Source organism: Corynebacterium sp. LK31 (genome assembly GCF_014335015.1).
GTDB lineage: Bacteria > Actinomycetota > Actinomycetes > Mycobacteriales > Mycobacteriaceae > Corynebacterium > Corynebacterium jeikeium_D.
This window is the reverse complement of sequence record NZ_PDGW01000014.1, coordinates 21,120-36,338: the sequence shown is the minus strand read 5'-3', so window position 1 is coordinate 36,338 and position 15,219 is coordinate 21,120. Positions and strand designations below refer to the sequence as shown.

The window sequence follows — 15,219 nt, the reverse complement described above, 5'->3', positions numbered from 1 at the left end:
CGGGCGCGGCGCCGCCGACGACGGCCCGCGAACCCGAGCACCTAACCCGAAACCGCCGCGTGGACGCGGCCCACACACCCGGAGACAGAACCAGATGAAGTCGATTGCCCAGATCGTCCAGAACAACCGCAGACTCCTCGTGGCCTACGAGGACAAGGTCCAGCCGAGGTTCCTCAGCCGCTATGCGCGTGAACCGATGGACGCCGCCGCCGTGTATCGGCAGCTCCGTGCGCTGGATCCCGGGCCGGATGCGCCGGCCCGGGTTCTCGACCTCGGTTGCGGAACCGGGTGGCTCTCCCGCATGCTCGCCGCCGAGCCTCGCTATCGCAGGGCGAACATCGTCGGCTACGACCTGTCGCCCAATGCGATCCGCATCGCCCGCGAACGCGCCGCCGTCGAAGGGCTCGGGGCCCGGACGGAATTCCACGTCGCCGACGTCCTCGCGCCGCTCGCGGGAGAGACCGGCGGGGCCGATGAAATCTGGGTGTGCGGCGCGCTCCACCAAATGAAGGATGCGGGTGCCGCGCTCGGCAGGGTCGCCGGGCTGCTCGCCGACGACGGCATCGCTTACGTGCAGACGTTCGCCGAGGATCCCGACGTGAACGAGCGGGTCGACATGGCCATCATGGCGAAGATGGGCCACCGGGTGTTCCGGGACAGCGAGCTCGAGGACCTCGCCGAAGCCAACGGGCTGAAGCTGGGCGGAGCCTCACACGCCGGCATGGTGTACTTCTGTACTCTCACGAAGAAAAGCGCAATCGGGGAGGCGGGCAAGTGAGCGCCGTGGACGGGACTGTAGGCCCGTGGTCGCTGCTCGCCCCGATCCGGACCCGGATGCGTGCGGTGGTCGCGTTATCCGTCCTGTCGTCGGTGGCTACCGTCGCTTCGCTGGTCGGCATCATCGACATCGCGATGACGTACCCGGAGGCCCCGGAGCATCGGACGTGGTTGGCCGTGGCTGTCATTGTCGTCGCCGCAACGGTGCGCATGGCCGCGGACGGCGCCGCCGGCATGCTCTCGCACCGGGCGGATAACGACCTGCAGCTCCACCTTCGGCGCCGGCTGGTCGCCCAAATCCGGAAGTTGCCGCTGGGCTGGCTGGACGCCCGGCGCTCGTCGGGAATCATCGGGTCGGTTGAGAAGGACGTCGCGGCTGTCCACCAGCTCATGGGCCACACCGTCGGTGAGACCGTGGTGGCGGTGCTGGTTCCTATGCTTTCCCTCATCGCGCTCGTCGCGGTGGATTGGCGGATTGCGGCGGTGGCGGTCGTCCCGGTGCTGGTCACCTTCGCCCTGATGGGTGTGATGATTTCGCGCGGAGCCGGTCTTCAGCGCGACTACGAGCGAGCCTCCGAAGGAGTGATGGCCGCGGTCATCGAGTTGGTGCGAGGTATCTCAGTGATGAAGTCCTTCGGACGCGCCAACCAGGGCGCGGGTCGCTACGATGCCGCGGCGCTGTCGTTCGTCCGTGCGTGGTCTGCCTGGTCCCGGCAGTCGAACATCTATCTCGGGGTCATCGACGTGGTGACGTCCCCGATCACAGTCCTCGCAGTGGTGTGCGGGGCCGGCCTCGCTCTGAGGGACGCCGCGGGAGGTCTACCGGAGGGGCTCGTCGCCGGGCTGGTTCTCGGCCTTGGACTCTCCGCGGCGATCGTGCGGGTGGCCATGAACTCCGAACCCATCATCGCGGGGATCGCTGCCCTGAAGTCCATCGCGGAGGTGCTGGGCACGCCGCCGATCGTCGAGCCCGCCGATCCGGTGCCCGTGCGCGGAGGCGCGCTCGAGGCCCGGAACCTGGTCTTCTCCTACGGCGATGGGCCGCGGGTCCTCGACGGGATGTCCGCGACGTTCGAACCGGGGACCCTCACTGCGCTGGTGGGGGCCTCCGGTTCCGGAAAGTCCACCGTCGCCCGGCTGTTGGCGCGTTTCTACGACCCCGTTGAAGGCTCGGTGCTGCTGGGCGGCGCCGATCTTCGCGACATTGCCGTGCGTGACGTGCACCGCTCGGTGTCGGTGGTGTTCCAAGATCCGCAGTTGCTCACGCTGCCGTTGCGGGAGAACATCCGGCTGGCCAGGAGAGACGCCACCGACGGCGAAATCATGGCGGCCGCGAAGCTCGCGAACCTCGATGCGGTCATCGCGGCGCTGCCGAAGGGCCTGGATTCGGTGGTCAACGTCGACGTGACCTTTTCCGGTGGTGAGGCGCAGCGCGTGGCCATCGCGAGGTCGATCGTCACGGACGCGCCGGTGCTCATCTTCGACGAGGCAACCGCTTACGCGGATCCGGCTTCCGAGGCCCTCATCCAGTCCGCAATCGAGCGTTTGGCCCGTTCACGGACGGTGATTGTGATCGCGCACAGGTTGAGCACGATCCGAAACGCCGACCGCATCCTCGTTCTCGACGGGGGAGCGGTTGCGGAGGCGGGTACTCACGACGAGTTGCTTGCGCGCGGTGGCCGCTACCGGGATTTGTGGCGCGCGTTCGCGCTCGACGACGAACCATCCGCCCCGCGGGGCACTGAATTAGACGATGAAAAGGCGGGGAACCGATGATTCGGGACTTGTGGTCGATGACGGATCGGCGCTCGAGAATGACGCTGGCGTGGCTCATTGCGTTGGCCGCGCTTGCCGCGCTGGCTCAGGGAGCGGCGTTCGTCGCGCTGCTGCCGCTGCTGTCGGCTCTGGCCGAGGGAGATGATGCGACGGCGTGGCGTTTCACCGGCGTCATCGCCGGCCTCGCGGCCGCCCATGCGGTGCTGTCTCTCGCCGCGGGGACGGTCGGCAGGGCGAATTCCGCAGCGGTGCTGTCGTCCCTACTGCGTTCTCTGGGCGAACGCGTGCTGACGTTGCCACTCGGGTACGTCACCAAGTCCACGGCCGGCCGCTTTTCGGAGATGGCATCGTCGGGTATCGCGTTCGCGGCGTCCGTGCCGCACGTGATCCTGCGGCCTGTCATCGCCGCGGCGGTTGCGCCGACCGTCATCGCCTTCGGAATTCTGGCGGTGGATTGGCGCGTCGGTTTGGTTCTCGTCGCGTCGGCGCCGGTGATCTTCTTCGCCTACCGGGCCATTGGTCGCGTCGGCGGGGAGTCGGACGAAGCGCATGCTGACGCCGTCGCTGCCGTCTCCGGCAGGCTGATCGAGTTCACCCGCTGCCAGCAGGCGATTCGCGCCGCGGGCGACGGTTCGGCGGCGGACGCGATGGTGGATGAGGCAATCCGGGCCCAACACGATGCGTTCGCGAAGGCGACGTCGACGCAGGGGGCGGCCATCGGACGGCTGGGTTCGGTCGTCCATGCGGTGTTCACGGCGGCGGTGATAGTCGCCGTGGCAGTCGCCGCGACGGGCGGGATGGCGCCGGCGCATTTGGCGCCGATGCTCATCGTGGTCGTCCAGTTCACCGGACCGATCACCACGGCGGGAGCGTTGTCCGGCGGTTTCGGTGCGGGCCGCAACACGTTGGCTGCGTTGCGTGACCTGCGGGCAATCCCCGCCCTTCCCGAACCTGCCGCACCGGAGCTGCCCGACGGGCATGACGTGGAGTTCCGCGACGTGAGCTTCGGGTACGGGGATAAGAAGGTTCTCGACGGCGTCAGCTTCCGTGCCCCTCAGGGAGCGCTGGTTGCCGTAGTGGGACCGTCGGGGGCGGGCAAGACGACGGTCATGCGGCTGCTGTCGCGTTTTCATGATCCGGACTCGGGGGAGGTCCTCATCGGCGGGGTACCCTTGCCTCGGATTGGCACCGACGGCGTGAACTCGCTGGTGACCCCGGTGTTCCAGGAGACGTTCCTTTTCGACGCGTCCGTGCGGGACAACGTGGTCTTCGCCGATCCCGGATTCGGTTCCGAGCCCGGTGACGGGGATCGCTTGCGCGAGGCCGCCCGGCGTTCCGGGGTGGACCGCATCGTGGAGCTGCTGCCTTCCGGGTGGGATACCCCGGTGGGGGAGGAGGGGACGCTGCTGTCGGGAGGCGAGCGGCAGCGCCTCGCCATTGCCCGGGCGCTTCTGAAGGATTCCCCGGTGGTGCTTCTCGACGAGCCGACGTCCTCGCTGGATGCGGCCACTGAGCGGGCGATCGTCGGCACGATGGAGGCGTTGCGCGGCGATCGCACCGTGATTGTCGTCGCCCATCGCCTGCACACCGTTCGCGATGCCGACCTCATCGTCGTGCTTTCGGAGGACGGGACGGTCGCAGAACGGGGCACGCACGATGAATTGCTGGCGAAGGGCGGCCGCTACGCCGAGTCGTGGGCGTGCCGGACGGGGAGCTCCTCGGGCGCCTGATCCTCATCACCTGGTCGATGCCCTCACGGGCGCCCTGCCGCAGCTTCCCGAATCCCACCGCCAGGCGCTCGGTGGACAGAGCGAAAACGCCGACGAAAACGCCGAGCAGCACGAACACCGACGAGCTGTAAAGACTGAAGCTCCCGGGAACGTGAAAATAGCCCCCCTTCCCGCTACTGCTACCGCCCGTGAATCTGGTTCTGCGCAATCTCCAGCCCGTGGCTGGCGATTAGCTCCACCGCCTCCGCAGCAGTGGGCAGAGTGAAAGCGAGCTCCTCGCGTTCCTTAGCATTGAAATTACGCAGCACGTAGTCCGCCGGATCTTGGCGGCCCGGAGGACGGCCAATGCCAATACGCACCCGCATGTAGTCCTTCGTGCCCAACGACTTCGTGGTCGAGCGCAGGCCATTGTGGCCATTCTCGCCCCCGCCGCGCTTAAGCCGTACCACGCCCGGGTCCAGGTCCAGCTCATCGTGGACTACCACGACGTCGGTAGGCGCGACGTTGAAGAACTTGGCCAGCGCCGCAATCGGACCACCCGACAGATTCATGTAGGTCCGGGGCTTAGCCAGAATCACCTGTCGCTCGCCGCCATCGGAGGTCTTAAACCGAGTCTGCACAATCTCAGCGTTGGACTTCTTATGCACGCTAAACGACGAAGGCATCGGAGAAGTGCGGCTCGCTAGTTCATCTAGCACCAGATGCCCGACGTTATGGCGGGTGAGTTCATATTTGGGCCCAGGGTTGCCGAGCCCCACGACAAGCAGAGGTGTGGTGGAGGCGTTCATGAATTCAATCTTGGCACACGGTGCGCGGTCTGTTGGCTTCGGGGAGTTTCAAGAACAAAAAAGGGACGGACCAGAGTGTCCGTCCCTTTTTAGCTAAACGTGAAAGCCTGTACTGGTTCAGTCAGATAGAGCCATTCAGCGTTTGAATTACTCAGCCTCTTCCTCAGCCGGCTCATCCGGGGTCTCAGCCTTGCCCATGCCCTCGATGTCGGCATCGACGTCGCCAGCCGGCTCTTCCTCCGGCTCGACAATGTTGAAGATGAGCAGGTCAGCGTCGTCGGTGAGGACCAGGCCCTCCGGCAGGGTAACGTCGCCGGCGTGAACCATGGTGCCGACCTCTGCGCCCTCGACGGAGACCTCGATCTCTTCCGGAATAGCCAGAACCGGTGCGTTGACCAGAATGGTTTCGGCATCCTGCATGAGCAGGGCGCCCGGAGCGAGCTCGCCAGTCGGAACGACCGGAACCTCAACCTCAACCTTCTCGTCACGGTGAATGGCGAGCAGGTCAGCGTGGTCGATGTCGAGGGTCAGCGGGTTCTGGTCAACAGCCTTGACCATGGACAGCTGGGACTCGCCCTCGATGTTGACGTCCAGAACAGCGTTGACACCGTGGTTACGGATGACAGCGTGGAAATCCAGAGTGTCAACGAGGATGTGCTTCGGGGCATCCAGGTCAGCGCCGTAGATGACAACCGGGATGTCGCCAGCAACGCGGGCACGGCGAGCGGCACCCTTGCCGAACTCGGTGCGGTTACGGGCATCAATCTTGATGATGTTGGGCTTTGCCATGAAAATGGACTCCTAAACGATTCGATATTGAGTCGTCGAGTCGAGCACGTGCCGCATCCATGCCACCGTGGGCGCAAAAGTTGGGCTGCGAGCGTCGCGTCGATAACGGCAACCACCTACTGTGGCCGCCCTCGCCGAGACTTACCGGAGAAATTGTAGTGGACTAACAGGTCAAACAGCAAACCCCGCCACCACCAGCAAAACTAGGTTGCTGGTCGCGGCGGGGTGCCCGTCGGCAAGCGGAAAGAACTTATGCCTGACCCTCGAAGAGGGTGGTGACGGAACCGTTTTCGAAGATCTCGTGGATCGTCTTAGCCAGCAGTGGTGCGATTGGCAGGACGGTCAGGTTGTCCCAGCCCTCGGTGGACTGCGGCAAGGTATCGGTGGTGATGACCTCGCGGGCACCGCACTTCGACAGGCGCTCGCGAGCTGGGTCGGAGAAGACGCCGTGCGTGGTAGCGATGATGACATCCTCAGCGCCAGCCTCACGCAGCACCTTGACAGCGCCGGCGATGGTGCCGCCGGTGTCAATCATGTCGTCGATGAGCAGACAGGTCTTACCGGAGACCTCGCCGACCACGCGGTTGGCGACAACCTGGTTCGCGACATCGACGGAACGGGTCTTGTGAATGAAGGCCAGCGGGGCGTCGCCCAGGGTGTTGGCCCACTTCTCGGAAACCTTCACACGGCCGGCGTCAGGGGAGACCACGACCAGGTTGTCCAGGGAGTAGTTCTTCTTGATGTACTCCGACAGAATCGGCATGGCGTGCATGTGATCGACCGGGCCGTCGAAGAAGCCCTGGATCTGGTCGGTGTGGAGGTCCACGGAGACGATGCGGTCAGCGCCGGCGGTCTTGAGCAGGTCTGCGACCAGGCGAGCGGAAATCGGCTCACGGCCACGGTGCTTCTTGTCTTGGCGGGCGTATGGGAAGAACGGCAGGATAGCGGTGATGCGCTTGGCCGAACCGCGCTTGAGCGCGTCAATCATAATCAGCTGCTCGATGAGCCACTTGTTCAGCGGTGCCGGGTGCGCCTGCAGTACGAAGGCATCGGAACCGCGGACGGATTCCTCGTAGCGCACGAAGATTTCACCGTTGGCAAAATCACGAGCGGTCATCGGAGTCAGCTCTGTGCCGAGCTCCTTGGCAACTGCCTCGCCCAATTCCGGGTGTGCCCTTCCGGAGAAGAGCATGAGGTTCTTTTGGTTATCGATCCACTGGCCGGTCATCTGCCGTCTAGCCTTCCTGGTCTTCCTTGTTGTTGTCAGCGTTGTCAGCTACCTGCGCCGCCTGCGCTGCCTCAGCAGCAGCGGTACCTGGACGCTTCCGCTCGACCCATCCCTCGATGTTGCGCTGACGGCCACCACTGACCGCCAATGCTCCCGGAGGAACGTCGTCCTTAATAACAGTACCTGCACCTGAGTACGCACCATCACCCACGGTCACCGGAGCGATGAACATGGTGTCGGAGCCGGTGCGAACATGCGAGCCGATAACGGTGCGGTGCTTGTTGACGCCGTCGTAGTTCACGAACACGCTGGAGGCACCAATGTTGGAGTGCTCGCCAATCTCCGCATCGCCGACGTAGGTCAGGTGCGGAACCTTCGAACCGTTTCCAATCTGCGCGTTCTTCGCTTCTACGAAGCCGCCGAGCTTCGCGCCGACACCGAGTTTGGTGTTCGGGCGAATGTAGGTGAACGGTCCGACCGTCGCATCCTCGCCGATCTCCGAATCGGAACCGTGTGTACGTACGACGCTGGCGCGCTTGCCGACGACCATGTTGGTCAGCGTCGTGTCCGGTCCCACGGTGGCCCCGTCGCCAATCACGGTCTTGCCGTGCAGCTGCGTGCCCGGCAGAATCGTGACGTCGCGGCCGATTTCCACCTCAACGTCAATCCACGTGGTGTCCGGATCGACGATAGTGGCGCCCCCGCGCATAGCTGCCTCGCAGGTGCGACGGTTGAGCTCACGGCCAAGGGTAGCCAGCTGGACGCGGTCATTGACACCGGCGACGACGGTGGCGTCGGCGAGGCGGTGACCGCGTACTGAGCGGTCGGCCTCACGGGCGATGCCGATGACATCGGTGAGGTAGAGCTCGCCCTGGGCATTGTTGGTGTCCAGCTGCTTGAGAGCGTTTGCCAGGGTCTCGGCATCAAATGCGTAGACACCGGAGTTGACCTCGGTGATCTCGCGTTCCTCGTCGGAGGCGTCCTTTTCCTCCACGATGCGCAGAACTTCGCCGTCGGCGTTGCGAACGATGCGGCCGTAGCCGTGCGGGTTGTCAGCAGTGGAGGTCAGCACAGTCACGGCAGCGCGTGGCTTGCGGTTGTGCTCTTCGAGCAGTGCCTGGAGCGCTTCGGAATCCAGCAGCGGAACATCGGAAGTGGTCACCAGAATGGTGCCATCGAAGTTCTGCAGCTCGGGGTGCTCCAGCGCGCACTGAACAGCGTGGCCGGTACCGTTTTGCTCGTCCTGGTGGGCAATGACGACACCGTTGGAGTGCTCGGTATCCGAAGCCCAAGTCCCGATGGCGTCGATTACCTTTTCGCGCTGGTGGCCAACGACAACAGCAATCTCATCCGGATTAATGCCCTTGGCGGCATAGAGCGCGTGCTCCAACATGGTACGACCGCCGATAGCGTGCAGCATTTTCGGCGTATCGGATTTCATTCGGGTGCCTTGACCCGCGGCGAGAATGACCACAGCGGTGGCCGAACCGTTCGACATGAAACTTGCTACTCCTCGGTCAGGGTGCATCACGGTCACGGCGGGGCGAAAAGTCACTTCTTAATTAAGGGGCCGGCCCCCCGCTTGCTCTCCCACCAGGACTCGAACCTAGAATGCCGGTACCAAAAACCGGAGTGTTGCCATTACACCATGGGAGAATGGGGCAAACGCGAAAAATTGCATGGCTGATTCGACGCTGATTCGACTCAGCCAACTCGCTTGCGCCTGCGATATACGATAGCAAGACTTTAGCCACTAATCTAAAAGCATGGCCTCTAATTCTCCGAGACGACGTATGACCGGTCCACAGCGCAAAGCTCAGCTGACAGAAGTCAGCCGTGGAATCTTTGCCGCCAAGGGGCTTGATGCCGCCTCAATGGAGGAGATCGCTGCCGCAGCCGGGGTGTCAAAGCCGGTTGTCTACGAGCATTTTGGTACCAAAGAGCGGCTCTACCAGGCAGTCGTCGACCAGGAGATGAAGACCCTGGAGGCCACGATTAGGGAAGCGTTGTCCCTGGGGCGCTCGCGTTACCGCATCGAACAGGCGGTGTTGGCACTGCTGACTTATGTCGAGGAAAACCCGGAGGGATTCTCCATTATTTCTCGCGACCCCGGTGTGGCGGGTGGCTATGAGACGCTGCTGAATAATGCCACTGAGTCGGTTACGCCTATCCTCGCCGAGGCTTTCAAACGCGCTGGCTTCGACCCGGCCATGTCGGTGCTCTACGGAAACTGCATGGTCGGTATGGTTTCGCAGACCGCTCGCTGGTGGATGGAGAAGCGCAGTCCGGATAAGGAGACGGTGGCGGCGCACATCGTGAACCTGTGCTGGAACGGGCTGGCCGGCATGGAGGGGGCCCCGACTCTGCATGGCTCCGCTGATGTGCCAGCGGCCGCTGAGGGCGCGAAGTTCGGAGCAGGTGCTGCAGCAGACCCGATGCAGGTGGCGGAGAACGGCTAACCAGCACGCAGGGTGAATCCGGGGTGCATGGTTATATTGGGGCTATGCCAACTTCTGCATCTTCCTCGGCGAAAGCCACACCAAGCATTCTGCCGAACCCGCTGTCGGGGCTGGAAAGCCTCGTTGTCACGGATTCCCAATTTGTCGGCGTGCTCGGGCGCATCGGCGAAGACGAGCTGGCGCTCACGGGTGCGGACCCGGTGCGTTCGCACCTTATTTACGCCATGTCCACGAAGGTGCCGGTGCTGGTCGTCACGGCTACTGGCCGTGAGGCGGAGGACCTGACTGCCGAGGTCAAGTCGATGATCGGCGACCGTGTAGCTATGTTCCCCTCGTGGGAGACACTCCCGCATGAGAAGCTTTCGCCGGCCGTGGATACCGTGGCGCAGCGTCGTAAGGCGCTTTACGACGTTCGCCGGGGCAAAGTCGACGTTCTGATTGCGGCGGTGCGCTCGTTGGTGCAGCCGATTGTGGACGACCTCGAGGCTGAAGCCAGCGCGCCCATCCACATCCAGCTGGACCAGGACTGCGAGAACCTGGTTGAGCGGCTGGTGCATCACGGCTATTCGCATGTGGACATGGTCGGCAGGCGTGGCCAGTTTGCCGTGCGTGGCGGCATCGTCGATGTTTTCCCTGCGACCGAAGAGCTGCCGGTACGTATCGAGCTCTGGGGTGACGAGGTCACCGACCTGCGCGCCTTTTCCGTCGCTGACCAGCGCACGATCTCTGAGGTAGAGGTCGACCAGCTGGATATCTTCCCGTGTCGTGCACTGCTTATCGACGACGACGTGAAGGCCGCCGCGGAGAAACTCGCCACCACGCGCTCTGGCCAGGTCCAAGAAATGCTCACCCGCATCGGCGATGGCCAGTGGGTGGAGGGCATGGAATCGCTGATTCCACTGATTAGTCAGCATCCTATGAAGATGCTCACCGAGGTCATGCCGGAGAAAACTCATGTGCTCATGTGCGGGCCGGAGCGCATTCGCTCTCGCGCACAGGACCTTATCAGTGCAGGCGAGGAGTTTATGGCCGCAGCGTGGGAAACTGCTGCGATGGGTGGCTCGGCGCCAATCGCCACGGATGGGCTGGAGCCCAGCGCGTACCGCAGCTTGGCCTCTATCCCGATGCCCACTTCGTGGCATATTTCCCCGCCCGGCATGCTGGAGGCGGGAGTCACCGAAGATGATGTGCTGCCACTGACCTTCGAGCCTGGGCCCGCGCCACGCGGCGACTTAAAGGAAATTGGTCACCTGATGAAGCAGCTGCGCGATGCCACGGTCGCGGGGGAGCGAGTGGCGTACGTGGCGGCGACGCCCGCGGGGGCGCGTCGGCAAGCGGAAAAGTTTAGGGAAGCCGGAATTGCGACGCGCATGGCGGCAGGCCCGGAGTATCCCGAGTCCGGAAGAATTACCGTCTACCAGGGTGTTTTGCACGGTGGTCTGGTATTCCCGCGTATTCCCGGTGGCGCGCTGACTCTGATTACCGAGCAGGACATCACAGGTAACCGCATCGCGGAAGGTGCGCTTGGTGGGCGCCGCAAGCCGGCGAAGCGCCGTGGTCGGGTGGATCCGCTGGCGCTGAAGGCCGGTGACTATGTCGTACACGACACGCATGGCATTGGTCGGTTTGTGAAGCTCACTGAGCGCACCATCGGCACGGGCGAGGATCAGGCACGCCGCGAGTACGTGGTGCTCGAGTACGCACCGAGCAAGCGCGGAGGTCCCTCTGATCAGCTCTACGTGCCGATGGAGAGCCTGGATTTGCTGTCGCGCTATGTCGGCGGCGAAAAGCCCGCGCTGTCGAAGATGGGCGGCTCGGACTGGAAGTCCACCAAGCGCAAGGCCCGTGGTGCTGTCCGCGAGATTGCGGAAGAGCTGGTCAAGCTCTACGCCGAGCGCCAAGCCGCGCCGGGCCACGCGTTCGCGCCGGATACGCCATGGCAGCAGGAGATGGAGGATAACTTCCCCTTCACCGAGACTGAGGACCAGCTGCAGGCCATCGACGAAATCAAGTCTGACATGGAAAAGCCGGTGCCGATGGATCGCGTGCTCATCGGCGATGTCGGCTACGGCAAGACCGAGGTGGCACTGCGTGCTGCCTTCAAGGCTGTTCAAGATGGCCGTCAGGTAGCAGTGTTGGTGCCAACTACGCTTCTGGCGCAGCAGCATTTGACCACTTTCACTCAGCGTATGGAGGGCTTCCCGGTCACCATCCGTGGGCTGTCCCGCTTCACCTCGCCGAAGGACTCCAAGGAGGTCCTCGAAGGGTTGAAGAACGGGACGGTCGACATTGTTATCGGCACGCATCGTCTCCTGCAGACCGGCGTGCAGTGGAAAGAACTCGGCCTGGTCATCGTTGACGAGGAGCAGCGTTTCGGCGTCGAACACAAGGAACACATCAAGGCGCTACGGCACCACGTCGACGTACTCACCATGTCCGCAACGCCAATTCCGCGCACGCTCGAAATGTCGATTGCTGGCATCCGCGAGATGAGCCAGATTCTCACCCCGCCGCAGGACCGTCACCCGGTGCTGACATACGTCGGCGCGCAGTCCGACAAGCAGGTCGCCGCTGCTATCAGGCGAGAGCTGCTTCGCGACGGCCAGGTGTTCTACCTGCATAATAAGGTGGAAACCATTGACAAAGTCGCCCAGACTATCCGCAATTTGGTGCCCGAGGCCCGCGTGGTAGTGGCCCACGGTCAGATGGGGGAGGAGCAGCTGGAGCGCACGGTCGATGGCTTCTGGCAGCGCGAGTACGACGTGCTGGTGTGTACCACCATCGTGGAGACCGGCCTGGATATTGCCAACGCCAATACGTTGATTGTGGAAAACGCGCACCATATGGGCCTTTCCCAGCTGCACCAGCTGCGTGGTCGTGTGGGCCGTTCCCGTGAGCGCGCCTATGCCTACTTCCTCTACCCGGAAAATCAGACGCTGACGGAGACTTCCTACGACCGTCTGTCCACGATCGCGCAGAACAATGACTTGGGTGCCGGTATGGCTGTGGCCATGAAGGACCTGGAAATGCGCGGTGCCGGAAATATCCTCGGTGCGGAGCAGTCCGGTCACATTGCCGGTGTCGGCTTCGATATGTACGTCCGACTGGTTGGCGAGGCCGTGGCCGCGCTGAAGGCAGTGGCCGATGGTGAAACTCCGGATGCTTCCGATAACGAACCGAAGGAAGTGCGGATCGATTTGCCGGTCGATGCGAATATTCCGGCCGAATATGTGTCGTCGGAACGCCTACGTCTAGAGGCGTACCGCAAATTTGCTGCCGCCAGTGCGCTGGACGATATCGACGTAGTGCTCGAAGAGCTTGTTGACCGTTACGGAACCCCACCCATTGAGGTGGAGAGACTGGCGGTTATTTCACGACTTCGAATTATTTGCCGGGAATTCGGCGTGCATGAAGTTCAAGCCATGGGTGCGCACATTAGAATAACCCCTATGGAGCTTGCTGACTCCAAGCAGGTGCGTCTCAAGCGCCTGTATCCACAGGCGACCTATCGTGCGGCAACGCGCACGGTTTCCGTCGGAATGCCGAAGGAAGGGCGAGGGTTGCGGGCAAAACCTGTCCGCGATATTGCATTGGTGCAGTGGGTAGCAGACTTCTTGACATCGATGGCGGGAATTCCACGTATGGATATCTCGCACATGGGAAAGGACTAGAAACCGTATGACTATCATCAAGCTCGATAGCCGCTTTCCAACAGCGATTCCGCTGGAAGCCGCTAGCCTGCTGACCGGTGAAGTCAGCTACACCGAAGAAGTCCCGATCCGTGTGCGCTGGGCAATCGCCGACGCCGGTGGGCACTCGGTGTCCCAGGCGGAGATTCTGGTCACCACCGATATGGAAAACGACGAGGTACTCGATCGCCTCGATGCGGGCGAGAAGGTCTACTCGGTCGAGCTGGATGATGCGCAGGACCCAGCAGCTCCGGCAGCTCAGGTTGCGGCGGCTCCCCAGCAGGACTCGGTGAAAGAACCTGAGTCAGAACCGGTTGCAGAGCCAGGGGCAGAGCCTGTTGCAGAACCGCTGACTCCGCAGGAACAGCTTGCCGCAGCTCGTCTGCCCCACGTCGTCGAGGCCGTGGACATCATGGCGGCAGCACGGCGCACGGGGCAGTGGGAAGCTCGCCAGACGCACAAGAGCCTGCTGCCGTATCTCATTGAAGAGACCTACGAGCTTGTCGACGCAGTCAACGAGGGCGGTGACATTCGTAGCGAGCTGTCAGATCTGCTGCTGCAGATCCTCTTCCACGCTGAAATCGCGGAGGACTTCGACTTCGACGATGTGGCGACCGACTTTATTTTGAAGATGCGCGCTCGTCAGCCGTACCTCTTCGACGGCACTGTGGCCGAGGGAGAGATGGTGTCGGAGGAAGAACAGGAGCGACTGTGGGCTTACGGCCGCGGACGTCCGCGCTCGAACCCGGCCACACAGCTGCCAGCTCTGACTTTGGCTGAGGAAGCCATCCGCCGCGCACGTGCACTGGGACTGTCCGATGCAGACATTCCAGTGGAGATTCTGGTCCCGACCCCGGGGCTGGAGACTGAGTCCGGTGCGGAAGAACGGACCCGACAGGCTTCACGCGCATTCCTGACTGAGCTGGCCCAGATGGAGAATCAGCAGGCCGGCAGTGCTGAGCAGTGGGCAGCGGGCAGCGAAGATAACGAAGAGGCTGAGGACTTCGGCCCGTCGGAAAGCGACAGCTAGTTTCCAGCAAAAGTGATTTCTGTCCTCGAGTTTGAGTGATTTTTACGGTCTACCCCGTAGAGTAATTCCCCATGCCTTCTAATTCTCCCTTTGATGAATACGCGCACCCCGCACCCCGCGGGGCGAAGCCGCGTGGCCGCAGTAAGGGGAAAAAGAAGTCCTCGAGAGGCTGTGGCTGCCTCGGTCTAACCTCCCTGGCGGTGCTGATCATCATTGGCACGGTTGGGGCGTTGGCTATGTTCACTGGACCCGTAATCCCGTCGTTGACCAAGAAGCCGATTCCGGATAATGTGCCGCCTGCTGCGGCTGAGCCACCGCCGATGATTGATGTCAACGCGCCCGGGCGCACCTCGGAACAGCTCCGACAGTGGGCGCAGCAGATTTCCCCGAAGACGGGTATTTCTGAGGACGCTCTCCGCGCCTACGGCAACGCATATGTGATTGCGGCAGAACAGTTCCCGAACTGCCACCTGGAGTGGAACACGCTTGCAGGACTGGGCAAAGTGGAGACTAATCACGGCACGTACTCGGGCAATTGGCTCAAGCCGGCTCATATCGGCGCCGATGGGGTAGTCAGTCCGACGATTATCGGTCCGCCGCTGGACGGCACGAGTGGGTTTGCTGAGGTTCTCGATACTGACAACGGCGAACTCGACGGTGACACAGAGTATGACCGCGCTGTGGGGCCGATGCAGTTTATTCCCGAGACCTGGCATCGTTTTGCGATGGATGCGTCTGGTGATGGTGTCGCCGACCCCAACAACATCGACGACGCAACTGCGACCACCGCACGGATGCTCTGCAGTGGGGAACGCGACCTCGCCACCCCGGAAGGGTGGGCATCTGCAATTCGCTCATATAACCAGTCTGAGCAGTATCTTCGCGATGTTCGGGACGCTGCGGCGAACTATGCGCTGAATCAGCCCGCATAGGGTGAAAAGGATTTAAGGCGA

The 15,219-nt window shown here is 62.9% G+C and carries 11 protein-coding genes and 1 tRNA gene; 7 read left to right on the top strand and 5 right to left on the bottom strand.

The annotated features are described in order from the left end of the window. Nucleotides 1-94: 94 nt before the first annotated feature. From CRD18_RS06760 to CRD18_RS06750, 3 genes are read left to right on the top strand one after another with little or no spacing between them, the layout of a single operon-like run. Nucleotides 95-778: a cyclopropane-fatty-acyl-phospholipid synthase family protein gene (locus CRD18_RS06760; protein WP_049172229.1), complete on the top strand. Its 684-nt coding sequence runs from the start codon at nucleotides 95-97 to the stop codon at nucleotides 776-778. After that, nucleotides 775-2,553: an ABC transporter ATP-binding protein gene (locus CRD18_RS06755; RefSeq protein WP_070653328.1), complete on the top strand. Its 1,779-nt coding sequence runs from the start codon at nucleotides 775-777 to the stop codon at nucleotides 2,551-2,553. Before CRD18_RS06760 ends, CRD18_RS06755 begins: the two co-directional genes overlap by 4 nt. Further along, the gene (locus tag CRD18_RS06750; RefSeq protein ID WP_016423209.1) at nucleotides 2,550-4,283 is read left to right on the top strand and encodes an ABC transporter ATP-binding protein; all 1,734 of its coding nucleotides are present in this window, start codon (nucleotides 2,550-2,552) and stop codon (nucleotides 4,281-4,283) included. The genes CRD18_RS06755 and CRD18_RS06750 overlap by 4 nt, the downstream gene beginning before the upstream one ends. A gap of 179 nt (nucleotides 4,284-4,462) precedes the next feature. Here CRD18_RS06750 and pth read toward each other — a convergent pair whose 3' ends face one another. The 5 genes from pth to CRD18_RS06725 form a co-directional block, all read right to left on the bottom strand. Then, nucleotides 4,463-5,071: an aminoacyl-tRNA hydrolase gene (gene pth / locus CRD18_RS06745; protein WP_016423208.1), complete on the bottom strand. Its 609-nt coding sequence runs from the start codon at nucleotides 5,069-5,071 to the stop codon at nucleotides 4,463-4,465. 147 nt (nucleotides 5,072-5,218) lie between these two features. After that, the gene (locus tag CRD18_RS06740) at nucleotides 5,219-5,860 is read right to left on the bottom strand and encodes a 50S ribosomal protein L25/general stress protein Ctc (protein WP_049192845.1); all 642 of its coding nucleotides are present in this window, start codon (nucleotides 5,858-5,860) and stop codon (nucleotides 5,219-5,221) included. A 250-nt stretch (nucleotides 5,861-6,110) separates the two neighbouring features. Then, nucleotides 6,111-7,088 carry a ribose-phosphate diphosphokinase gene (locus CRD18_RS06735; protein ID WP_016423206.1) on the bottom strand — a complete coding sequence of 326 codons (978 nt, stop codon included), beginning with the start codon at nucleotides 7,086-7,088 and terminating at the stop codon, nucleotides 6,111-6,113. A gap of 7 nt (nucleotides 7,089-7,095) precedes the next feature. Continuing rightward, nucleotides 7,096-8,586, bottom strand: a complete 1,491-nt coding sequence (gene glmU / locus CRD18_RS06730) for a bifunctional UDP-N-acetylglucosamine diphosphorylase/glucosamine-1-phosphate N-acetyltransferase GlmU (RefSeq protein ID WP_049172238.1) — start codon at nucleotides 8,584-8,586, stop codon at nucleotides 7,096-7,098. 87 nt (nucleotides 8,587-8,673) lie between these two features. Next, nucleotides 8,674-8,744, bottom strand: a tRNA-Gln gene (locus tag CRD18_RS06725). Between the two features lie 110 nt (nucleotides 8,745-8,854). Here CRD18_RS06725 and CRD18_RS06720 point away from each other — a divergent pair. The 4 genes from CRD18_RS06720 to CRD18_RS06705 all read left to right on the top strand — a co-directional run bounded on the left by CRD18_RS06720 (nucleotide 8,855) and on the right by CRD18_RS06705 (nucleotide 15,198). Further along, nucleotides 8,855-9,547, top strand: a complete 693-nt coding sequence (locus CRD18_RS06720; protein ID WP_141750501.1) for a TetR/AcrR family transcriptional regulator — start codon at nucleotides 8,855-8,857, stop codon at nucleotides 9,545-9,547. Between the two features lie 44 nt (nucleotides 9,548-9,591). Further along, nucleotides 9,592-13,218, top strand: a complete 3,627-nt coding sequence (gene mfd / locus CRD18_RS06715) for a transcription-repair coupling factor (RefSeq protein WP_070827262.1) — start codon at nucleotides 9,592-9,594, stop codon at nucleotides 13,216-13,218. Nucleotides 13,219-13,225: 7 nt separating this feature from the next. Then, nucleotides 13,226-14,266, top strand: a complete 1,041-nt coding sequence (locus CRD18_RS06710) for a MazG nucleotide pyrophosphohydrolase domain-containing protein (RefSeq protein ID WP_070827261.1) — start codon at nucleotides 13,226-13,228, stop codon at nucleotides 14,264-14,266. Nucleotides 14,267-14,337: 71 nt separating this feature from the next. Continuing rightward, nucleotides 14,338-15,198, top strand: a complete 861-nt coding sequence (locus CRD18_RS06705) for a lytic transglycosylase domain-containing protein (protein WP_049172246.1) — start codon at nucleotides 14,338-14,340, stop codon at nucleotides 15,196-15,198. The last annotated feature ends 21 nt before the right edge of the window (nucleotides 15,199-15,219 follow it).